Below are 23146 nucleotides of genomic sequence, written 5' to 3'. Positions count from 1 at the left end.
GTGAAGTTGTGGCGTAGCGTCGTTGGTAAGCTGTGGGCAACTATTATTGGACTGGTAGCCATCGTTCTTTTGATCCTAAGTCTTTTATTGGTTCAATTCTTTGACTCTTATTTTACTGAGAAGCAGTCCAATGACCTTTCTCGTATGGCACAGCGGATTACAGCATTACTTGAAATGAATGATCACGAGGAAGTCACCTATCAGGTGGCCATGGATATTGTCCAGGCTTTTGACATGTCTCTTTTAGTGATTAGCCCTGATGGGGAAGTGGAATTTGAATCCCATCCGTTGAACTTAGAGCATGGGATTAATTCAAAGCAAATTTTGCAACATCCACAGTTACATTCTGTCTTTGCAGGTAAAACCTTCGTCAGCCGTGAACCGTTTTTACGGCAAGGAGCCATCAAGGAGACAGATGGGACTTATAATAGTAAAGATTTTATCGATATGCTTGTGGTTGGCTATCCCTACTATTCCCACGATGGCGTAAAGGCTTTGTTTATGATGCAATCCTTAACGGAATTACAGGAGACAGAGAGGAATACCACAAGACTTATTATCTACGCAGCAACCTTCGGTATTATAATGACAACGATTTTTGCACTCTATTTATCATCAAGGGTGACGAAGCCATTGATTCAAATGGGGAATGCCGCCAACCAATTAGCGGAAGGAAAATGGCCTCAGAAAGAGATTCCCATCCTTACTACAGATGAAATTGGTCGGTTGGCCAAGGCATTCAACCGTATGTCTCGACAATTGGATGACTCTATTCAAGCACTGCAGCATGAAAAGGAGCAAGTATACAGCATCATCGACAGTATGGTGGATGGTGTGGTGACCATTAACCGCCATGGTGAGGTGGTTCTTATCAATAAGCCTGCCATGCGTGAACTAGAGCTATGGAGCCTCCAGAAAAACGGTACGACCCATCTGGAACAGATCACCTATCTTGATTTACCAGAACCCTTACAGGATCTATTCAATGAAGTGCTCCAAAAAGAAGAGCAGCTCACTTCAGATATTCAGTTACGTGGTCGTGATTGGTCCATTGTTTTCTCTCCACTCTATGATCAATCGCAGGTACGTGGTGTGGTTGCGGTAATGCGTGACCTTACCGAGGAGAGAAAATTAGATAAGTTAAGGAACGATTTTGTCGCAAATGTTTCCCATGAATTACGTACACCCATCTCCATGCTTCAAGGATATAGCGAAGCGATTTTAGACCATGTGGCTTCCTCACCTGAAGAGCAACGTGAGATCATGCAAATCATTTACGATGAAAGCTTACGGATGGGCCGTCTCGTTAATGAACTACTTGACCTAGCTCGAATGCAATCAGGTCACCTCCAATTACATCAAGAGATGGTTCGTTTAGATCTTTTATCACAACGTGCATTAAAGAAATTTACTGGGATGGCCAAAAGCAAAGAGATCCAATTGGAAGAGGATATCGATCCCAATGTACATGATCAGGAGTATAAATTGGATCCTGATCGGATGGAACAGGTATTGACCAACCTAATTGATAATGCTCTCCGTCATACCAATCCTGGAGGAACTGTTACACTTACCGTAAAAGAGGTCGATGAGGAGCTTCTTCTCATTGTGAAGGATACAGGTCAAGGGATCCCTCTTGAGGATCTACCCTTTGTCTTTGAACGGTTCTATAAGGCAGATAAGGCAAGAACACGTGGTAAGAAGGGCGGAACTGGCCTCGGGCTGGCCATCGTTAAACATATCGTTGAAGGTCACCGTGGTCAGATCACAGTGTATAGTCAGGAGAATGAAGGCACCTCCTTCATTATTCGTCTCCCAATTGCTAAAGAAGATAAAGTTGATAAAGAAGCATAGGCAAATAACACTTTTCCGAGCCAGCGCATAGACTAAAGCAAATGGTACGGAAAAGGAGGCTTCTCATGAACGAGCGCTATGAAGAGATGAATGACTATTATCGGTATCTGCAGGAGTATTATGGAGCGATGAAGGCATATTATGAATATGTTCTCGTCATGAAAGAATTAGAACTGTACGATGATGAAGAGAATTAATGATATCTTGTCATAAAAAAGGGGCACCAGGAAGTCAATCAAAACCGACTTTCTGGACAGCCCCTTTTTTTATCATGAAGTATTTTACTAGGACATACCATATTGATAAGGAGATAAAAAAACAGCAAATTAATCAAAGCGACGAAATACCCCAATGACTTTACCCAAAATCGTAACATTAGGCAAAATGATCGGTTCCATTGTGGAGTTTTCAGGCTCTAGACGTATGTAAGAGGCTTCTTTAAAGAAGCGTTTAACCGTTGCTTCATCATCTTCTGTCATGGCAACGACAATATCGCCATTATCAGCAACATGCTGTTGACGAACAATGACATAATCCCCATCATAGATACCTGCCTCGATCATAGACTCTCCTTGTACCACAAGCATAAACACATTATCAGCGTTCACCATATTTTCTGGTAAGGGAAAGAACTCTTCAATATTCTCTACTGCCGTAATAGGTTGACCTGCAGTTACTTTACCAACGATGGGCACCGAAACCATTCCATGCTGAAAAGGAATCACTTGATTGCTTATATCCTGTTCTAAAATCTCAATGGCACGAGGCTTCGTGGGGTCACGACGGATCAAGCCCTTCTTCTCTAAGCGTGCGAGATGGCCATGTACTGTAGAGGATGAAGCGAGCCCTACAGCTTCACCAATCTCTCGAACGGAAGGAGGATAACCCTTCTGCCGAACTTCGTCCTTGATAAAGTCAAATATGGCTTGCTGACGCTTGGAAAGTTGTTTCATCATTACACTTCCTTCCCATGTACTCTCATGGCTTAAGTATACCAAATGAAGACCATAAAGGCAAACGTTCGTTCGTTTTTTCTCTTGACAGGAACAGATGTTCTTGTTAAGGTATAAATAAGAACATATGTACGGAGGGGTTATAATGAAGAAGAAGAATCGTCGATTTGTGATTCTATTAATCATGGCATTTTCTTACGTCTTCATGATGAATATGGTCTTTGCAAGTTCGTCTCAAGAGGAGCAAGATTTTTATGAGGTGGTCATCGAGCAGGGGGATACACTCTGGGAGATTGCTTCTGATGCGAATCAGTTTCATAAGAAAAATGTGATGGACATCGTCTACCTAATCGCAGATTTTAATCATTTAGATAGTGGCATTATTCACCCTGGACAGACGATCAAGGTACCACTACCCTAGGATAGAGTAGATTAGCTTCAGATGGAGTTTCACCCAATTGATATGGATGGAGTAGACAAGCATGAATAGACAGCAAGCCATTTTATATGCACGTGTAAGTACGGAGAAGGAAGAGCAGGTTTCTAGTTTGGAGCGTCAAATGGCAGAGATGCGGGAATATGCCAAACTGAATCACCTTGATGTTGTGGGAGAGATCACGGAACAGGCTAGTGGTTACGATGTGACCCGTGAAGGAATTCTTCAGCTTTTTGAGCAGGTTGAGACGAATCGCGATCTGATTGTATTGGTCATCGATGAGACCAGAATTGGACGAGGCCATGCGAAGCTTGCAATTATCCGTACGATTCAGAAGTTACATGGCACGATTTTTTCTATCGAGGATCAAGGTCCCCTTCGTCTAAATGAGATGGATGGACTCGTATTACAGATTCTTGCCGCTGTGGAGGAATATCAGCGTACGATCCATAATCATAAGATCTCGAAGGGAATGAAGCGGGCGGTGGAATTAGGCTATTCACCTGAGAAAAATCTACCTCGTGTAAGACAGGGAGGAAGGGAACGGACCGACCTACCTATGGAGGAGATTATTCGGCTTCGTCAGATGAACTTAACATTCGCAGATATAGCAGCAACGCTAAGAGGCTTTGGTTATCCTGCATCGAAGGCCACCGTTCATCGACGCTATCAAGAATACCTTGCTAGTAAGGAGTCTGGGGAACCAACAGAGTCCGATGAGGAATAACATCGATGGTGTAGAAATCGTAAAGAATACATATGGAATATGTTGAATAGATAAAAAATTTATCCATACACCCCGATAATTTGGTATATTTGGGATAAAGAAGCTTAGCCGCAACTTATGGCAGAGCAGAGTTGTGAGAGACGTAGAGTCAGTAGTGTCAAGCTTCTGAAATCAAACCTTATTAGGAGGGACTATGGAAAAGAATAAAAAGGCTATTTTTGGTTGGACAATGTATGATTGGGCTAATTCAGCTTTTGCAACAACGATTATGGCGGCTGTGTTACCGGTATACTATAGCAATGTGGCTGCAAAAGGATTGGATAAAGTGGTAGCCACATCCTATTGGGCTTATACACAGACCATCGCCATGCTGATCGTTGCGGTGCTAGCACCAATCCTAGGTGTGATCGCTGATGTATCCAATAGTAAACGGCGTTTTTTATTTACCTTTGCCGGGTTAGGGATTATTTCCAGTCTTGCATTAGCGTTGGTTGGTGAAGGGGATTATTTACTCGCCTCCATTTTGATGGTATTGGGCTCCATTGGCTTTGCAGGTGGGAATGTGTTCTATGATGCTTTTTTACCGAGTGTAGCCCCGCCTGGGAAGATGGACGCGGTCTCTACGAAAGGCTATGCCATGGGGTATATTGGTGGCGGACTGCTCTTACTGATCAATCTTCTAATGATCATGAAGTATCAATGGTTTGGTCTGCCCAACCAACAGGTGGCTACACAGCTTAGCTTTGCCTCCGTTGGAATCTGGTGGTTCCTCTTTGCAATCCCAATATTTCGCCATGTCCAGGAGGAACCGAATGAAAATATTGATCGTACTCGTGATACTCCTGCCCTTACATTTGCATTTTCTCGTGTGATTCAGACATTTAAAGAAATCCGAAAATTTAAGCAATTATTCATCTTCCTTCTCGCTTTCTGGCTGTTTAACGATGGGATCGCTACGATCATTCGCATGGCCAGTGCCTACGGTAGCTCCATTGGCATCGGAGGTAATGACTTAATCGCTGCTTTATTAATCACCCAGGTGATAGGAATTCCTTGCTCCTTTTTATTTGGCTGGTTAGCACAGCGTATCTCAGCGAAGCATGCACTTTATATTGCACTCTGGGTCTATGTGTTGATTGTGGCATTAGGTTTCTTTATGACCAGTGCACTCCATTTTTATATTCTGGCTGCCCTCGTAGGCTTAGTTCAAGGCGGTGCACAAGCGTTAAGTCGTTCTATTTATGGAAGTATGATCCCGAAGGGGCGTTATACCGAGTTTTTTGGATTCTTCGGGATCTCTTCCAAGTTCTCAGCCATTTTCGGTCCATTTCTCTTTGGTTATGTAGGTGTATTGATGGGAGATACACGTTATGGGATTATTCCTGTTTTCATTTTTATCCTATTAGGCATGATTCTCTTAGCTTTTGTTGATGTGGAGAAGGGACGTCAGGACGCCTCCAACGAAGAAGCACTGAGCACTACGAGCACTTCCTCTTCTTTACAGTTGTAGTTGAAAAGTGCTAAGCTTCTGTAAGAAGTGATACTACTTGGAAGGACTGTGGCATGTGAAAATTGGCATCGATGCAGGAGGTTCACTGGTGAAGGTGGTAGCCCTAGAGCAAGGGGTTCCGACTTTTTCATCCTTTTCTTCCAGTGAACTTCCCCTGCTCCATCAGCATCTTGATCTTGCTCAGCCTGAAGCAATTTATGCAACAGGATGTGGTGCAAAGCTAGTTTCGAAGATTTTGGACGAGCATTTTATCAGTAAGATGATTATTACACCTGAAATGACCAGCTTTTGTGCGGGGGCTCGCTATTTTGTCAAGGAAGACCAGCGCTTTGATCAGTCCTTTGTTTTAGTCAGCTTAGGTACGGGGACTTCGATCTTCTATGTGACGCCTGATCAATCTCAACGCGTTACGGGAACTGCAGTAGGGGGAGGAACACTCCTTGGCTTAGGGGAGCTAATGCTAGGTGTGAAGGAGTTTGATATCTTAGCGAAGATGGCTCGTGCCGGGAATCGTAGCCATCTTGATTTAATGGTGGGGGATCTTTATCCTGATGTAGATTCTCCATTACTCCGAGAGATGACAGCTGCGAATTTCGGTAAGCTAGGGGAGCATGCTCCTGAGGATATTGCTTCTGCTATCTTTCAGCTAGTACTAGAGACCAACGCACTACTAGCGATTCAAGCGGCCAAAACCTATAATGTGAAACAGATTATTATGGCTGGTTCTCCCATCTCGGAGCCATTGGTTCAAGAACGTCTACGGATAATCGGTACTTTACTACAGTTTCCCATATCATTTCTTCCTCATGCACCTTATTCCGGGGCAATGGGAAGCATTATAATTGGTGAAAACGCTTTACATTGTGAATAGTATATACATAGTTAGTTAAGACTGATACCGAAAGACTCCAGTTTAAACGGAGTCTTTTTGCTATGTAATGAATGTTTTTTAAAAATAATGCATAAAAATTTATTTTTATGCTTGACTATACATAAATATTACATATAATTAATAAATATATACGAACGACTTTTCGGAAACATATAGAAGGTGAAAGAGAAATTGAAAATGCAGAGCTTTCTGTGAACATGCTGCTCCGAAAAGCAAGGTATTACATGGGAGGGAATCATTAATGAAGAAGATCAATTTTGTTTTAGCACTCATGATTGTAGTAGTTATTGGGTTGACAGGCTGTGGAACAGATAGTAGTACTCCAGCTCCTCAAGGAAATGATGCTGCACAGGGCTCTGAGACGCAAGATGGGAAGCAAGTAGAAAATGTTGATAAGGCTTATGTTGTTGGAACCAATGCTGCTTTCGCACCATTTGAATGGGTCGATGACAAAGGAGAAGTACAAGGCTTTGATATGGACATAACGAAGGCGATTGCAGAAGCAGTAGGGATTCAGGTTGAGTTTAAAAATACAGCTTGGGATAGTATTTTCGTAGGACTTAATAATGGTGAGTCAGATCTTCTCGCTTCAGGAGTTACCATTACGGAACAAAGGAAACAGAGTTTTGATTTCACAGAATCGTACTTTGTTGCAGAACAGTTTATTGTAGTTCCAGAAGGTACTTCCGTTAAAACCCTACAAGATTTAAAGGATAAAGAGATTGGTGTACTGATTACTTCTACGGGTGACATCGTAGTAAGTGAAGCTTTCGGACAAGATAGCAAACAGATTCACCGCTATGATACAGTACCTCTTGCTTTGATGGACTTGGTGAACGGTGAAGTGGATGCAGTGGTAGCTGATAATGCAGTGGTGCTTCATTTCCTAAAGAACAATCCCAACTATAAGCTGGAGCTCATTGAAGATGAGACGATGGAGACAGAAGAGTATGGTTTAGTAGTGAAAAAAGGAGACCAAGAATTACTGGATAAATTAAATCAAGGCTTACAAATCATTAAAGAGAATGGAACTTACGATACAATTTATGAAAGCTATTTTGGTACAGCAGCGAAATAGAGTGAATTAATACCCGAGTTTAGTAAGTTAAAGGTAGGAAGAAGGTCAGACTATGAATTGGGAAATCATCTTTGAATATCGGAATATTTTTTTACAAGGTGCGTTGACGACGCTTAAGATCACAGCGATTGCCATTCTCATTGGTTCAATTTTAGGATTGTTCTTAGGTCTAGCACGGATGTCAAAGTCACGTTGGTTACGTGTTCCTGCTTATATCTATGTGGATTTCATCCGTGGGACGCCACTATTGGTGCAGATCATGATCATCCATGCGGCACTCATTCCTAGTATTTTTGGACATTCGCTAGGTGCGATGATTTCAGGGGTTGTTGCGCTCTCTCTGAATAGTGCAGCATATATTGCAGAGATTTTTCGTGGTGGCATACAATCAATCGACCGTGGTCAGATGGAAGCAGCACGTTCCTTAGGGTTAAATCATAGTCAGGCGATGAAATTTGTCATTCTTCCACAAGCATTCCGAAGAATTCTTCCACCATTGGGTAATGAGTTTATCGCTTTATTGAAGGATTCATCCTTGTTGATGAGTATTTCTGTAGCAGAATTAATGATGGCAGGTAAAGTGGTATCTGGAAGCTATATGGTAACTTGGGAGGCATATTTACCTGTTGCAGCACTCTACTTGATTATGACTTTAGTATTATCTCAGGTGGTTCAATACATGGAGCGTAGACTGGTGACTGAAAAGTTAAGTTAAGTTCATGAATCGATTCATTCACCTCCTCACTTGAATCACTTACGAGCACATCTATTCCTACTAGATTTTATAGAAGAAGAGACTTGTATGAAGAGAAGCAGTAGCTTAGGCTCTGCTTCTCTTTTTTTTGCTAAAATTCACAAATACGTCACAATTAATTAACCTTTGTGACACATAGGATTCACGAGGTTTTCAAATAAATTCACACATTGTTCAAAGAATCGTGAGAGCAAAAATAATTACATAAATACTATGGTTATGGTATATTGTTGGTAGCTAAGTGCTTTATGCACTGAAAATCATGGAAGGTGTGTGATAAAAATCAGGAGGACGACTGTTAATCAGCGGGTTCACAATGATAAGAATCCGTAAAAACCACTACACTACTCCGTCTTCCAAGATATCGTAGTTGTACTTACATAAAGGGGAGTAAAATGTAAACGCTTTTTTCCTCTTAACGACTTCAAGAAGAAACTAGGATGAAAGTGGGGGTTGATGAGATGAAGAGAGGTTGGCGTTTCGCCATACGATTAGTTCCACTTCTTCTGCTTCTCACCATACTAGCAACTGGTTGTGGACAGGAGAACTTGAGTACTCTGCAGCCAAAGGGTGATGCAGCAGATTCCCAATACTCACTCATAAAGCTGAGCATTGGCATTATGTTATTCGTTGTATCGGTTGTTGTCATTATCTTTGTTTATGTACTTATCCGTTTCCGTGCTAAGCCAGGCGATAATTCTATTCCAAAGCAAGTAGAGGGAAGCGCAAAGTTAGAGTTTATTTGGACTGCGATTCCAATCATTCTATTAATCATCCTTGCGATTCCAACGGTGAAGAACGTATTCTTCCTCGCCCAAGATGTAGGTGAACCGAAAATCAAGGTGACAGCCCATCAATTCTGGTGGGAATTTGAATACACAGAATATGGCTTAGTCACTTCATCAGACTTGGTGATTCCTGTAGGAGAAAAGGTTCCCATTGAGGTGGCATCAGCTGATGTGATTCACTCCTTCTGGGTACCAGGACTTGGTGGAAAGATCGATACCAATCCAACTGGTCAGAATGGGGAGAACAAGAATATCACTTGGTTACATGCTGAAGAGCCTGGTGTTTATAAAGGGAAATGTGCTGAGTTCTGTGGACCATCCCATACCTTCATGGACTTTAAGGTAATTGCTTTACCACAGGATGAATATGAACAATGGGTTGCGAAGATGAAGCAGCCTGCACCACAGCCCGTGACACCATTGGCTCAAGAGGGTGAACAACTCTTTGCCCAAAATTGTATAGCTTGTCATGCCATTGATGCAGAACAAAAAGGACCATTTCCGAACTTGGCTTACTATGGTGAACGCCAAACAGTAGCCGGTCTGTTCGATTTTAACAAGGAACGCTTGGCTGAATGGATCAAGGATCCGCAAGGAATGAAGCCAGGCAATCAAATGATCATTAATCCACTAACGGACCAAGAAGTGGATGCGTTGGTTGAATACTTAAGTTCCTTGAAATTCGCAGAATAAGCGATGAAACAAATATACAGGATGAGGAGGTTTCAACGTGACGACGCTTGCGAATAAGAGATCGGGACTGTGGGATTGGCTTACCACAGTAGATCATAAAAAAATAGGAATCATGTACTTCTTAGCTGGTTTCTTCTTCTTTGCCCTTGCAGGTATAGAAGCGTTGCTGATGCGGATTCAGCTCATGTATCCGCTCTTTGATTTCGTAGATTCTTCAACCTTTAACCAATTGTTTTCCATGCATGGAACCACCATGCTTTTCCTTGCAGCGACGCCAATCCTCTTTGGCTTTATGAACTATATGATACCTTTACAAATCGGTGCCCGTGACGTTGCTTTTCCATTTTTGAATGCTCTAGGCTTCTGGCTCTTTCTCTTTGGTGGAGTTTTGCTAAACATTAGCTGGTTTTTTGGGACTGCACCTGAGGCAGGCTGGACCTCCTATGTTCCCATAGCCATCTCCTATGAGCCAGGACATTGGGGTACCAACTTCTATGTCTTGGGCTTACAGATCTCTGGCTTTGGAACCTTGATGTCAGCTATAAACTTTCTCGTTACGATTTTAAATATGCGTGCTCCAGGCATGAGTCTCATGCGGATGCCAATGTTTGTTTGGACAGCATTTGTCTCTTCTGGACTGATTCTCTTTGCGTTCCCAGCATTAACGGCTGGACTCTTTATGCTGATGTACGATTCAATCTTCAATTCTGCTTTCTTCGATGTGAATCGTGGAGGTAACGTCATCCTCTATCAACATATTTTCTGGATTTTTGGTCACCCGGAGGTATATCTCTTGGTGTTACCAGCCTTTGGTATCTTCTCGGAAGTGATCCCAACCTTCTCACGTAAGCGTCTTTTTGGTTACCATTCCATGGTCTTTGCAACGATGCTGATCGGCTTTCTTGGCTTCATGGTGTGGGTTCACCATATGTTTACAGTTGGGATGGGACCAGTGGCCAATGCCATTTTTGCTATCGCTACCATGGCGATTGCGGTGCCAACAGGGATTAAGGTGTTCAACTGGCTCTTCACCCTCTGGGGTGGACAAATCCGCTTCACCACGGCCAATCTTTTCGCCCTTGCCTTTATCCCTACATTCGTAATGGGTGGGGTAACAGGGGTTATGCTCTCTGTACCAGGTGCGGATTATCAGTTCCATGATAGCTATTTCGTGGTAGCACACTTTCACTACGTGTTAATTGGTGGTGTTGTCTTCGCCATCTTCTCAGCGATCTTCTACTGGTGGCCGAAGATGTTTGGATACTATTTAAACGAGCTTTTAGGCAAAATCTTCTTTGTTATCTTCTTTATTGGTTTCCACATGACTTTCTTAATTCAGCACTTCCTCGGTCTATGGGGAATGCCACGTCGGAACCATACCTATTTACCAGATCAAGGCTTAGACACAGGTAACTTTGTAAGTACCATTGGAACCATCCTGATGGCCATTGGGGTTACACTCCTGGTTATTAATATCGTCTATAGCACAGCGAAAAAGAAAAAAGCACCTGCAGATGCTTGGGAGGATGGACGTTCTATGGAGTGGGCGCTCTCTTCACCACCACCATTCTATAACTTCGCCCAATCTCCATTGGTGAAGGGACAGGATAATTGGTGGTTAGAAAAACGGGCAGGCAATAAGAGCCTAACACCAGCGGAGCCATTAGGTGAGGTCCATATGCCTAACAACTCAATTTTGCCTATGATTATCTCCATTGGCTTATTTATCTCTGGGTTTGGCTTCATCTTCCATCAGTTTGCTGTAGCGATTGCTGGATTGGTTCTCACTTTCCTCACCATGACCTTCCGCTCTCTGAAGGATGACCACGGTCACCATCTGAGCCCGGAAGAGTTGAATGAAGGGGGGCAAGGACGATAATGAATACAGAAGCAGTAGCAATCCAACCTGAGCAAAGAACACATGCATTAGAAAAGGCTACCCTAGAAGGTCGCAATAAGATTCTCGGGATGTGGATCTATCTAGCAAGTGACGTGGTGCTCTTTGCCACCTTCTTTGGTGCATATCTCGCACTTCGTAATCACACCAATTATGGACCTACGGGGAAGGAGCTCTTTGAGCTACCGTTAACCTTCCTTGCTACAGCCATTCTATTAACCAGTAGCTTAACCAGCGTATTAGGAATTCTCAATATGCATAAGGGTAATACCCAAGCGATGAATCGTTGGTTTACCTTAACCGCATTCCTTGGTTATTCCTTCTTAGCGCTAGAAATCTATGAGTTCTATCACTATGTCAATGCAGGTTTAGGCTTTACAACCAGTGCTTTCGGATCTTCTTTCTATTCATTACTAGGCCTCCATGGTGCCCACGTACTGTTCGGTGCCACGTGGATTCTCGCTCTCGTGATTCGGAACCGTAAGCGTCCAGTTGATGAGTATACCGCACCGAAATATTATGTGGCTAGCTTATACTGGCACTTTGTTGACGTCATTTGGGTCTTTATCTTCACCCTTGTCTATTTGCTAGGAAAGGTGGGATAGGTCATGGAAGGGCAAATGAATCAATCCATTGCAGAGCAACGGCAAAAGCGTGAAATTAAAGAAGCGACCATGAAGCATCTATGGACATTCATTCTATCCATATTCTTAACTGTGATCGCTTTCGTAGCTGTGGAGCAGGGATTAATGTCCACGTTTGCACTGATGGTGTTTCTAATCGCCTTAGCGATTATCCAAGCATCATTCCAGCTTTATATCTGGATGCACTTGGAGCAAAAGGATCATGAGCATAGCTTTGGCGCTGCTTTTATGTTTAGCGGCTTCTTTGTAGCGCTCGTCACAATTATCGTCTTAGTCTATTTAATCTGGTGGTAAACAATGAGGTTACAGGCGCTGCTTACCATGGGCGACTGTAACCTTCTTTCACAAAGGGAGGGTGTAGCATGCCGAATTTCGATCTTTTCACCGTGGCAGATTTATGGAGTCCTTATGTCATTATTTCTACGTTAATTATTGCAGGTATCTACCTAGCCTTTGTTGGACCCTTGCGCCCAAAAGAACTGCAACAAGAGCCATACCCCCTTCGTCAAGTGCTGTACTTTTTATCAGGCTTGCTTGTCTTCTATATTGCCCAGGGAAGTCCCCTGGATCTGTTGGCCCATTTGATCTTTAGTGCTCATATGAGTCAGATGGCACTCTTATACCTCGTCGTACCACCATTGCTCATCATCGGTACACCAACCTGGATGTTTGAAAAAATGCTGAGCATCAAGGGATTTGGCACCTTATTTCGTTTTTTTGCTAAGCCAATGATCTCCATCTTACTTTTTAATGGTTTCTTTTCACTCTATCATGTGCCCATCGTACTCGATACGGTGATGACCAATTATTCGCTACACACGTTTTATATCATTCTCTTATTTGTTACCGCGTATTTAATGTGGTGGCCTATTGTGACACCCATGAAGGATGATAAACGCTTATCTCATCTGCGTAAGATTGTCTATCTTGTCATCGATGGTATTCTTATGACACCTGCGTGTGCATTGATCATCTTTGCTGATTATACATTGTACGATGTCTATGCGAATCCTGATATGTGGATGACAGCGCTTGGTTATTGTGTTCCTGACACGACATTGCTGGCTGTTTCTCAAGTTTCTGGACCAGATTACTTTGCAATTTTTCCCCCCATTCATGATCAACAATTGGGTGGAACAATTATGAAAATTATGCAAGAATTAATGTATGGTATCTTTCTTGGTTATACCTTCTATCACTGGATGAAGAATGAAAAGGCGAAGGAACGTGAAGCAGAACAGCATGTTCTTTCTAGTAACCTCGGAAATCAGATTGGCTAAGTGGTCAATTGGCATAGATTTATATCGTGAATCAATTCAACAGTAGAATCATTTCAACGTTAGAATCGAGTTTAAAGGAGAATTGCTTATGCGCCACCGCTTTTCTTTATTTACTACCATCTTTACCATCGTCGTGTTGGCCTTAGGGAATCTTGTCGTTGCTACAGGCGCAGGAGAAGCATGTGGTTCCGATTGGCCACGATGTAATGGTTCATATATTCCAGATTTAACAGATCCACTAGTGATGATTGAATATATACATCGCTTGGGTGTGGCTGTACTAGGTTTTCTCATCCTAGCGAATGCGATTCTTGCTTGGCGGAGAAGGGAACCCCATGAAAAGTCCATCGGTCAATTAGCCCTTGCCTCCTTGGTGTTACTCCTAACACAAGCATTGGTAGGAGGATTGAACACGATGCTGGGTACACCAGCAGGCTTTAGTACCCTAGATGTGGTCATCTCCTTGGCACTGCTTTCCAGCCTAGTTTGGCTCACGGTAGCATTAAAACGTCCTCAGCTTGATGGGATTCCAGAACGGGTTTGGCATCTTAGGAAGCCTTATCGACGTGCGGCTGTTACTTTCTTCCTCGCCTTATATGGAGAGATTTTCTTAGGGGCCTTTTTTAAACATTCACGGGCAAGTCATCTTCACTTTGGGGTGCCCTATGATCGTATCCTGTTTGAATCTTCACAATTGGCAGAAGTGCTCTACCTCATCCACGGTATGTTTGCAGTTGCACTGCTCGTGTCAGCAGGCTATCTCATTTTTTATGAAAAGCAATTAGGATATAGTAGACGCTTATCATATCTCATGTTTACCCTTGTGGGTATCGATACTCTCTTAGGAATTATTAGTAGTACGACGCAATTAGCAGTCTTTGTTTCGTCCATGCATATGCTTTTTGCCTCGCTAAGTCTACTAATCAGTGGCTGGATTGTGGGAACAGCCGTCTACACAGAAAGGAGGTTACAAATTGGAGCGGATCGTGCAAGTGGATGAACCAATGGATCGTATGGTTGAAGCCGAAGAGGATCTATCAATGACGCAGTTGGATATCCCCCGTTGGAAGGAGTACTATAACCTGACCAAACCAGGCTTGGTTTATGGTAATTTACTAGGTGTTCTTGCAGGTTATATGTTGGCTGTGAAGGTGGGAGGGACCACATTACTTGGTAGCAATTCATTATTACTTTTCTGGACCTTTATCGGAATCGCTGCGGTCATTGCAGGTGGAACCACCTTGAATAATGTTTATGATCGTGACATTGATCGTTTCATGGAGCGGACAAAGACGCGTGCCATTACCAATGGACGGATCAGTCCACGAGCTGGCACGATCTTTGGTCTTTCGCTAGCCATAATCGGTGAGACCATTCTCGGGCTTGCTGTGAATATCCTAGCTGCGATTTTAGCTCTAGTGGGTTTAATCGTCTATGTCCTCATTTATACAGCTTGGACAAAACGTACGACCACCTTGAATACGGTAATTGGTGGTATCTCTGGAGCCATGCCTCCCCTTGTTGGCTATGTGGCTGTGGCCAATCAGCTAGATATCACATCATGGACCTTCTTTATCTTCATGTTTCTCTGGCAGCCGGCCCATTTTCTCGCCTTAGCCATGCGGCGCTGTGAGGAGTACCGTCGTGTTCAGGTTCCGATGTTACCAGTAGTTGCAGGCTTTGCCATGACGAAGCGCCAGATTTTTGCCTATACCATTACGATGGTGCCTGTCTCCCTGCTTCTCTATTTCCTTGGATCAGCAGGGTGGATCTACTTAAGCGTGGCAGTGGCTTTAGGTGCAATCTATATTGGTATGGCTTTGAAGGGCTTACGTCACCAGAGTCATGAAGAGGATGTTCGCTGGGCAACGAAGATGTTCCGATATTCCATTATCTATTTATCCGTTATCTTTATGACCATCATCCTGGATAGTATGTTCTAAGCGCTTGAAAGCAGGTGAATGCAGTGGCATCACTCTCATCGCAGCAGAAGAAGCAATTGATGATGATCACCCTCGTAGTCGTGGTTTTAAGTGCTGTGGTTTTGGCTACCATGATCCAGTGGGGGCCGTCTGTTCCTCCCATTCCTGAATTAATCATGACGAACTCCTTTGGCGACGAGGTTCGCCTCAGTGAGACAGATGGAACTATTCGCTTACTCACATTTATTTATATTCATTGCCCGGATATCTGCCCAGCCACCACAGCCAATCAGTTTTTTCTCCAGAAGCGCCTGCAAGAGGCAGGATACTTCGGAAAAGAAGTGCAGTTTATCACCATTACCATGGATCCAGAACGTGATACACCTAAGCAATTACATCAGTATGCGCAAAATTTTAACGTAGATTTTCAGGGCTGGAGCTTCTGGAGTGGTACGGAAGCGGAGACGGAGAAAGCATTGCAAGCCTTCAATTTTTATGCTCAAGATCAAGGGGAAGGCTATTATCTTCATTCTACAAAGATGTATCTACTGGATCAGGAGCGAAAGGTGGTCAAAATCTACGGAATGGCTGATGAGATGGATCTGGATGTGATCTATCTGGATATGCTCCAATTGGTTTCCAAATGATGAAAGAAGAATGGGAGGTATAATGGATGAATCTATTTCAGACCTATGAAGAGTATATGAATCAATATATCCAACCGATGCGAGATGAGTTAGTCCACGCGGGCTTCCAGGAATTACGTACACCTGAAGAGGTAGATCAGATATTGCCCCAAAGTGGAACGACTTTGGTTATGGTGAACTCCGTATGTGGTTGTGCAGGTGGCTTAGCCCGTCCGGCAGCGATTCAAGCGGTTCAAGGCTCTCCTCGTCCAGATCGTATGACCACAGTGTTTGCTGGTCAGGATAAGGAAGCAACGGAACGGGCACGGGAATACTTTACTGATTATCCCCCATCATCACCATCCATGGCCTTGCTAAAGGATGGTCAACTCGTCTTTATGCTTGAACGCCATCAAATCGAAGGTGCGGATATTTCTTCGATTCAGCAGCAGTTAACAGCAGCCTTTCAACAGCATTGTGAAGTGAAGTGAATATCAATAGAAAAGCGTCTACCTCAGCTGAGGTAGACGCTTTTTGTATATTTAGGCATTTCTTGCGTCACACTAACAAGACATGAATCAATGAGATGAGAGGGTAGAGATGATGAAAATCCATCGGAGAAGACGCAGGCAGGAGAAGCTGAATCGGCTAGGAGATCACCGTGATCAAGAGTCTCATAAGGATCAGGGCGAGTACGATGAAAAGGAGTTGGATCAGCCTATCTCCTGTGATGTCCATGAGAATCAGGAGTTTCTTAAGGGAGTATTTAAAGATTGCTCAGATGTGGTTTTTCGACCACTCGAGGTGAATCATCGTGACGCCTTTTTACTCTATGTAGATGGATTTATCGATGCGAAAAGTATTCAGTTTGCTTCAATCTTTCAGGTCTTAACATGGACCAATCAGCAGGAGCAATGTTTAAGCTTCGAGGAGCTAAAAACATCAATTATCGCCAATGTACAGCTGGCTGAAGTGGAGCGAATGAAGGATGCTGTTACTAAGGTGATGGAAGGAAGCACGCTCCTCTTTATTGATGGCTTTGAGAAAGCTTTGGTCATTGATGCCAAAGGCTGGGATTTTCGTTCTATTGCTGAACCTGAGACTGAGTCAGTAATCCGTGGACCACGTGAGGGTTTTACAGAGAATCTGCGAACCAATACATCGATGATTCGTCGCAAGATTCGTTCTCATCGATTAAAAATGCTGGTGATGAAGGCCGGAGAGCAGACGCAAACCATTTTGACCCTTGTTTATATGGAGGGGATCGTCGATGAAGAGGTACTGAAAGAGGTTCAAGTCCGTCTAAATAAAATCAAGATCGATGGCATACTCGAGAGTGGATATATTGAGGAACTCATTGAGGATTCTAGCTGGACATTTTTCCCACAGATTCAGAATACAGAACGTCCTGATACGGTTGCTGCGAATCTGCTGGAAGGCCGGATTGCGATCTTGGTTGATGGAACGCCATTTGCCTTGATTCTCCCCATTAGCTTCTGGCAGTTGATTCAATCCAGTGAAGATTACTATGAACGTTTTTTTATCTCCATCTTTCTTCGCTGGATTCGTTATCTTTTTTTGTTTTTTTCTCTTTATCTTCCAGCGCTTTATATTGCCATCTCTACCTACCATCAAGATTTGATTCCTACCAGCTTGTTAGGGAGTATTGCAGCAAGCCGGGAGGCTATCCCATTTCCTGCATTTGTTGAAGCCTTAATTATGGAAATTGCCTTTGAGGCCTTACGAGAGGCGGGGTTACGACTACCACGTACCATTGGCTCGGCAGTGAGTATTCTTGGTGCTCTAGTGATTGGTACTGCAGCGGTGGATGCAGGAATTGTCTCTGCACCCATTGTGATTATCGTCTCCATTACTGGGATCGCCTCCTTTATTATTCCACGTTTCAATGCAGCGATTCCCTTTCGTCTTCTGCGTTTTCCCATGATGATTCTAGCTGCTGTTGTTGGTCTTTATGGGATTATTGTCGGCACTGTCTTTTTAGCAGCCCATCTTTGCAAGCTCCGTTCCTTTGGGGTACCTTACCTCGCGCCAGTTACACCTTTTTCTCTCCGTGACTGGAAGGATCTCTTTATTCGGGCACCATGGTGGTCCATGAAGTACCGACCCAAACAATTCACAGAACACTTAAGTAGAAGGGAAGAGTAACCTTGTGCAAGCGACTGCAAATTGGCTTCGTTCTACTAATTCTGCCTTTATTGAGTGGCTGCTGGGATCGGACAGAGATCAATGACCTTGCCATTGTACTAGGGACCTCCTTCGATCAAGGGAAGGAGAAGGGGATGCGGTATCAGGTGGGTGTACAGATTCCTTTACCTGGTGCCATGGGAGGTGCTTCAGGTGGAGGAGGTGGGACAGGTGGTGGCGGGAAGCCTTACTATGTGGATACTGCCAATGGACGTACCATCCGTGAAGCGAAATCGATTCTGCAGGAGCGTATGTCTCGTCAGCTCAATTTTGCTCACCGTCGCGTGGTCTTAGTGGGCGAAGGGCTTGCAAAAAAGGGTTTTAGTGAAGCGATGGATGTCATTCTCCGTACGCCAGATTCACGGATTAATGCCTATATCCTGATCACAGAAGGCGATGCCTTGAAAGTGCTCGAGAGTTCTCCGCACATGGAGATGTTTCCCGCCGAAGCCTTTCGTGAGATAGCGAAAATGGACATTGGAGTGCGAGTAAGACAGGTATTGCAGGAATTACGTTCCAAGGGGAAGGATCCTGTAATTCCTGTGATCCGCGGCTTACAGAAGGGTGATGAGGGCGAACGAGTAAAAGGGGAAGTGGTAATTGAACGATATGCATTGTTTAAGCAGGATCGGCTCATCCGCTTCACTAAGAACGAGGAGACGGAAGGGATCCGCTGGCTCATGAAAGGTATGATAAACCGGACCGTTACATTTTCATTTCCTGGAAAGGGTAATCTTAGCCTCCTCATCACCGAACAACGAATGAAGCCTCGGATCCAGTTGGTGAATGGGAAACCAGAATTAACCCTACAATTAGCGATGAAGGCGATCATTCAAGACAATGAGTTACGTCATCAGCTGAATAAGGATGATAGCTATCGATATATGCAAGAAGGAGTTCATCGCCATATTAATCGAATGGTGGAAAACGTCTGGATGGTGAGCCAACAAGAAGGACTTGATGTACTAGGTGTAGGCAAGCTTTTGGCAGAGCATGAGCCAAGCTACTGGGAAGAAGTAAAGGCAGAATGGCCCAAGGGATTAGCGGATACGGACTTACGGATCGTGGTGAAGGTGAATATCGACCGTGTTGGGTTCGTGGAAGAATCAGCGGAATAGCACCAGGACGGAGTGATTGCATGACCTATTGGATGATCATTTTTGGTTGCTTCTATACCATAATCGAGAGAAAACGCATGCGCGCTCATGACAGAGAAAGAAGAATCTATTATGGGTTTCTCATTCTTTTAATCGGGATGTCCTTACTCTATGATCTAGATTATCGCTGGACTGGAATTATCGAGCTAGGGAACGAAACCTTCGGCTGGTGGACAAGAAAGGTGGTCATCCCTTGAAGGAGCAAATCTCAGGATCACAGTATACAATTTTGGTGATGAACTTTTTCAGTGCGATCATGATCGCCTTTGGCATTCAACCTTTTGTAGTAAATGCAGGTAATGCCTATTGGTATATCCCTTTTCTCCTCTGGCCAGTAGGATGGTTGATGGTGCTTCTATTATTTCGACGATTGCATCATCGCAAGGAATTCATCCCCTTTTCTCAAGAGCATGTCCCAGGAGGTGCAGAGAAAGGGGTAGCTATTTTATTTCTTATTTTCTTTCTCATCATCTTCGCCAAGGACCTACAAACGTTTTCATTTTTTATAAACATAGCGCTCTTACCGAAGACCCCTACAGCTGTCATCCTTGTCTTAGCTACATTGAGTATCATCTACTTAGCCCATGGTGGACTCGAGGTGGTTGCACGATTTACAGATCTTTTCTTTCCCATTGTTTTTTTGATCTTAATCTTCTCTCCTCTCTTCACATGGAATCAAATCGACCCTGCGAACCTCTTGCCACTCTTACGGCAGGAACAGGTACCAGGTCTATTAAAAGGTACTTTCCTCGCTTTATCTTCATTTAGCGAGTGGCTCATTGCTCTACTCCTCATACCTTATGTTGACAAGCGCGCATCGATTCGGCGCCTTACCTTGTTTAGTCTTGGGCTAGGTCTTTTCTTCGTCCTCATCATCTTCCTTACCAATCTCCTGACCTTGGGTGTCCCGATCCTTCGTGATGTGCTCTATAGCACATACTTAATGGTGAGACAAATTCATTTAACGGATTTTCTTGATCGGATGGATCTCTTTATGGTTGCAGTCTGGATGCCGACCTACTTTGCCAAACTAGCGCTCAATGTGTGGGCGCTCAGCAGACTTTGTTCCTTAATCTTGGGCATCAATCGCCAAGTAGTAACAGGTCCCATGGCTTTCTTAGGAAGCCTATTGGCACTCCTCCTTTTTCCAGATACCATCCGACTTTATCAATTCAGTACCATAACTTGGAGTACCCTCGGTCTTGTTTTAGAACTGCTAATTTTTCTCTTTTATCTAGGGATGATCCATAGATCGTCAGGAAAGAATAGTCATGAAGAACGTGGAGGGGATGAGGAACATGAACAATTCGTACGCACATAAGATAATAATGAATAGGCAACCATTACCGTTCGCAAAATACACATGGAATCACCAATTCTGTCCATGCTAAGTCATAGCGAAGTGAGTAATAAATTGAATGATAGGAGGCAAGATTGATGAAACATCCTTTACATGTAACCTCAGAGATTGGAGAGCTTCAATCTGTTCTGCTTCACCGACCTGGTAAGGAATTAGAGAATTTAACACCTGATTTTCTCGAACGCCTACTCTTTGACGATATTCCGTATCTTCCTGCGGTTCAGAAAGAGCATGACTACTTTGCGAAAACCTTGCAAAATCGTGGAATCGAGGTCCTCTATTTAGAGAAGCTCGCTGCGGAAGCATTGCATAAGGAAGAAGTACGAGTTCAGTTTGTCGAAGAGATCTTGAAGGAATCAAAATCCAATATCCAGCACGTAGAAGAAGATCTGAAGGAATATCTGCTCTCTCTCTCCAATGAAAAGATGGTGGAGACCTTGATGGCTGGCATCCGTAAAAAGGAGATCCCGAAGAATCGAAAAATGCATTTATACGAAATGCTGGAGGATATCTATCCGTTTTACCTGGATCCCATGCCCAATCTCTATTTCACAAGGGATCCAGCAGCCACCATTGGTTCAGGCTTAACCATCAATCGGATGAGTAAGCCTGCGAGACGACGTGAATCCCTCTTTATGGAATACATCATTAAATACCATCCGCGCTTTAGTAGTCATGAAATTCCAGTCTGGATTGATCGCGACTATCGTTTTTCCATTGAAGGTGGAGATGAGCTCGTATTGGGTAATGAGATTGTTGCCATCGGAATCAGTGAACGAACAACAGCACAAGCCATTGAACGTCTTGCTATCAGCCTCTTTCAGAAGAACTCAGGCTTTAAGAAGGTGTTGGCTATTGAGATCCCGAAGAAGCGGGCATTCATGCATTTGGATACGGTTTTCACCATGGTGGACGTAGACAAGTTCACGATCCATCCAGCCATCTTAGGACCTGCTGGGGAGATGAATATCTATATTCTCGAGCCTGGCGAGGATCAAGAGAGTGTGAAAATCACAACTACGCATAATCTAATCGATACATTAAAGGCTGTACTCGGAAAGAGTGAAGTGGTGTTGATCCCCTGTGGTGGAGGAGATCCAATCGCCTCCGAGCGAGAACAGTGGAATGATGGCTCCAATACACTAGCCATCGCTCCTGGTGTGGTAGTCACCTATGATCGGAACTATGTCTCCAATGAGCTCCTGCGCCAGCATGGGTTAGAAGTGATCGAAGTCCAAAGCTCTGAGCTCGCTCGGGGTCGTGGTGGTCCTCGTTGCATGAGCATGCCCCTTGTTCGGAAGGATCTCTAAGGAAAATACTAAGGCTGATCAACAAAAAATAAAGTAAAGGAGCAACATCAATGCCATTTAACCTAAAGAATCGACATTTTTTAACCTTGCGGGATTTTACACCTGCAGAGATACAGTTTATGTTAGAGACCGCTAAGAATTATAAGGATCTGAAATATGCGGGTGTCCCTCACCGTGTCCTTGAGGGGAAGAATATTGCCCTCATTTTTGAAAAGCCTTCCACACGGACTCGTACTGCCTTTACCGTAGCTTGTATCGATTTAGGTGCCCATCCAGAGTATTTAGGAAAGGGCGATATTCAGCTTGGAAAGAAAGAATCGGTGGAAGATACAGCCAAGGTATTGGGTCGGATGTTTGATGGGATCGAGTTCCGTGGCTTTAAGCATGAAACCGTCGAGTTGCTAGCTAAGTATGCAGGTGTGCCAGTTTGGAATGGTCTAACTGATAAATATCATCCAACCCAGATTCTAGCTGATTTCTTAACCATTCAAGAAAAGCTAGGCCGCTTAAAGGGTGTGAAGCTCGTCTATTGTGGAGACGGTCGAAATAATATGGCCAACAGTCTCATGGTGGGATCCGCGAAGATGGGACTTCATTTTGTTATCGCAGCTCCCAGTCACTTAGTGCCAGATGATGAGCTGGTCCAATATTGTAAGAATGTAGCACAGGAGACCGGGGCCATCATCGAGATCACTGAGGATATCCAGAATGCTGTAGTTGGCGCAGATGCCATCTATACCGACGTGTGGGTCTCCATGGGTGAAGAGGATAAGTTTGAAGAACGGATCCAGCTCCTCAAGCCGTATCAAGTCACCATGGATCTCTTCCGGCGGACGGGCAAAACAGAGAGTATCTTCCTCCATTGCCTACCAGCCTTCCACGATCTTGAAACCCAGGTTGGTAAAGAGGTCTATGAAAAATGGGGCTTAAAGGAGATGGAGGTAAGCGACGAGGTATTCCGTAGCCATCACTCGGTGGTCTTTGATCAGGCGGAGAATCGGATGCATACGATCAAAGCGGTTATGGCTCTGACCTTACAATAAAAAGGTAAAAATATGTA

At 43.8% G+C, this 23146-nt stretch carries 24 protein-coding genes; 23 read left to right on the top strand and 1 reads right to left on the bottom strand.

The features are described from left to right. Together BN1691_RS10495 and BN1691_RS14885 are read left to right on the top strand one after the other, a co-directional pair. Positions 1-1854, top strand: coding sequence for an ATP-binding protein (locus tag BN1691_RS10495; protein WP_048602175.1), 1854 nt, complete (start codon positions 1-3; stop codon positions 1852-1854). Between the two features lie 65 nt (positions 1855-1919). After that, complete coding sequence (locus BN1691_RS14885; RefSeq protein ID WP_261795556.1) at positions 1920-2051, top strand: hypothetical protein; 132 nt, start codon at positions 1920-1922, stop codon at positions 2049-2051. Positions 2052-2180: 129 nt separating this feature from the next. Here the strand turns inward: BN1691_RS14885 and lexA are convergent, their stop codons facing one another. Beyond that, the gene (gene lexA / locus BN1691_RS10490) at positions 2181-2807 is read right to left on the bottom strand and encodes a transcriptional repressor LexA (protein WP_048602174.1); all 627 of its coding nucleotides are present in this window, start codon (positions 2805-2807) and stop codon (positions 2181-2183) included. 145 nt (positions 2808-2952) lie between these two features. Between lexA and yneA the strand changes: the two genes are divergently transcribed. The 21 genes from yneA to argF all read left to right on the top strand — a co-directional run bounded on the left by yneA (position 2953) and on the right by argF (position 23129). Beyond that, positions 2953-3228 carry a cell division suppressor protein YneA gene (gene yneA, locus BN1691_RS10485; RefSeq protein WP_048602173.1) on the top strand — a complete coding sequence of 92 codons (276 nt, stop codon included), beginning with the start codon at positions 2953-2955 and terminating at the stop codon, positions 3226-3228. Between the two features lie 61 nt (positions 3229-3289). Beyond that, positions 3290-3970, top strand: coding sequence for a YneB family resolvase-like protein (locus BN1691_RS10480; protein WP_048602172.1), 681 nt, complete (start codon positions 3290-3292; stop codon positions 3968-3970). A gap of 193 nt (positions 3971-4163) precedes the next feature. Further along, a complete protein-coding gene (locus BN1691_RS10475; RefSeq protein WP_048602171.1) occupies positions 4164-5480 on the top strand; it encodes an MFS transporter in 1317 nt (438 codons plus the stop codon). A gap of 37 nt (positions 5481-5517) precedes the next feature. Beyond that, complete coding sequence (locus BN1691_RS10470) at positions 5518-6351, top strand: acetate and sugar kinases/Hsc70/actin family protein (protein WP_082147123.1); 834 nt, start codon at positions 5518-5520, stop codon at positions 6349-6351. Between the two features lie 262 nt (positions 6352-6613). Continuing rightward, positions 6614-7450 carry a basic amino acid ABC transporter substrate-binding protein gene (locus BN1691_RS10465; protein ID WP_053083749.1) on the top strand — a complete coding sequence of 279 codons (837 nt, stop codon included), beginning with the start codon at positions 6614-6616 and terminating at the stop codon, positions 7448-7450. Between the two features lie 52 nt (positions 7451-7502). Beyond that, positions 7503-8165, top strand: coding sequence for an amino acid ABC transporter permease (locus BN1691_RS10460; protein WP_048602169.1), 663 nt, complete (start codon positions 7503-7505; stop codon positions 8163-8165). Between the two features lie 500 nt (positions 8166-8665). Next, the gene (gene coxB, locus BN1691_RS10455; protein WP_048602784.1) at positions 8666-9685 is read left to right on the top strand and encodes a cytochrome c oxidase subunit II; all 1020 of its coding nucleotides are present in this window, start codon (positions 8666-8668) and stop codon (positions 9683-9685) included. A 37-nt stretch (positions 9686-9722) separates the two neighbouring features. Next, complete coding sequence (ctaD, locus tag BN1691_RS10450; protein ID WP_048602168.1) at positions 9723-11564, top strand: cytochrome c oxidase subunit I; 1842 nt, start codon at positions 9723-9725, stop codon at positions 11562-11564. Next, entirely contained in the window at positions 11564-12187 is a 624-nt protein-coding gene (locus tag BN1691_RS10445) for a cytochrome (ubi)quinol oxidase subunit III (protein WP_048602167.1), read from the top strand. The genes ctaD and BN1691_RS10445 overlap by 1 nt, the downstream gene beginning before the upstream one ends. A gap of 3 nt (positions 12188-12190) precedes the next feature. Then, positions 12191-12520: a cytochrome C oxidase subunit IV family protein gene (locus BN1691_RS10440; protein WP_048602166.1), complete on the top strand. Its 330-nt coding sequence runs from the start codon at positions 12191-12193 to the stop codon at positions 12518-12520. Between the two features lie 68 nt (positions 12521-12588). Then, positions 12589-13506: a cytochrome c oxidase assembly factor CtaG gene (gene ctaG / locus BN1691_RS10435; protein ID WP_053083748.1), complete on the top strand. Its 918-nt coding sequence runs from the start codon at positions 12589-12591 to the stop codon at positions 13504-13506. Positions 13507-13594: 88 nt separating this feature from the next. Beyond that, the gene (locus tag BN1691_RS10430) at positions 13595-14506 is read left to right on the top strand and encodes a COX15/CtaA family protein (RefSeq protein WP_048602165.1); all 912 of its coding nucleotides are present in this window, start codon (positions 13595-13597) and stop codon (positions 14504-14506) included. Beyond that, positions 14481-15449 (top strand): heme o synthase, encoded by a 969-nt coding sequence (gene cyoE, locus BN1691_RS10425; protein ID WP_048602164.1) that lies wholly within the window; start codon positions 14481-14483, stop codon positions 15447-15449. Before BN1691_RS10430 ends, cyoE begins: the two co-directional genes overlap by 26 nt. A gap of 23 nt (positions 15450-15472) precedes the next feature. After that, on the top strand, positions 15473-16075 hold the full coding sequence (locus BN1691_RS10420; protein ID WP_048602163.1) for an SCO family protein: 603 nt from the start codon (positions 15473-15475) through the stop codon (positions 16073-16075). A gap of 26 nt (positions 16076-16101) precedes the next feature. After that, on the top strand, positions 16102-16545 hold the full coding sequence (locus BN1691_RS10415; protein WP_048602162.1) for a BrxA/BrxB family bacilliredoxin: 444 nt from the start codon (positions 16102-16104) through the stop codon (positions 16543-16545). A gap of 109 nt (positions 16546-16654) precedes the next feature. Next, positions 16655-18220 carry a spore germination protein gene (locus BN1691_RS10410; protein ID WP_048602161.1) on the top strand — a complete coding sequence of 522 codons (1566 nt, stop codon included), beginning with the start codon at positions 16655-16657 and terminating at the stop codon, positions 18218-18220. A gap of 2 nt (positions 18221-18222) precedes the next feature. Next, on the top strand, positions 18223-19377 hold the full coding sequence (locus BN1691_RS10405; RefSeq protein ID WP_048602160.1) for a Ger(x)C family spore germination protein: 1155 nt from the start codon (positions 18223-18225) through the stop codon (positions 19375-19377). Positions 19378-19397: 20 nt separating this feature from the next. After that, complete coding sequence (locus tag BN1691_RS10400) at positions 19398-19613, top strand: hypothetical protein (RefSeq protein WP_048602159.1); 216 nt, start codon at positions 19398-19400, stop codon at positions 19611-19613. Further along, entirely contained in the window at positions 19610-20737 is a 1128-nt protein-coding gene (locus BN1691_RS10395) for a GerAB/ArcD/ProY family transporter (protein ID WP_048602158.1), read from the top strand. Before BN1691_RS10400 ends, BN1691_RS10395 begins: the two co-directional genes overlap by 4 nt. 116 nt (positions 20738-20853) lie before the next feature. Further along, the gene (gene arcA / locus BN1691_RS10390) at positions 20854-22086 is read left to right on the top strand and encodes an arginine deiminase (RefSeq protein ID WP_048602157.1); all 1233 of its coding nucleotides are present in this window, start codon (positions 20854-20856) and stop codon (positions 22084-22086) included. 50 nt (positions 22087-22136) lie between these two features. Further along, a complete protein-coding gene (gene argF / locus BN1691_RS10385) occupies positions 22137-23129 on the top strand; it encodes an ornithine carbamoyltransferase (protein WP_048602156.1) in 993 nt (330 codons plus the stop codon). The last annotated feature ends 17 nt before the right edge of the window (positions 23130-23146 follow it).

Source organism: Rubeoparvulum massiliense (assembly GCF_001049895.1).
GTDB classification, from domain to species: Bacteria; Bacillota; Bacilli; order Rubeoparvulales; family Rubeoparvulaceae; genus Rubeoparvulum; species Rubeoparvulum massiliense.
This window is presented reverse-complemented; position numbering and strand designations above follow the sequence as displayed.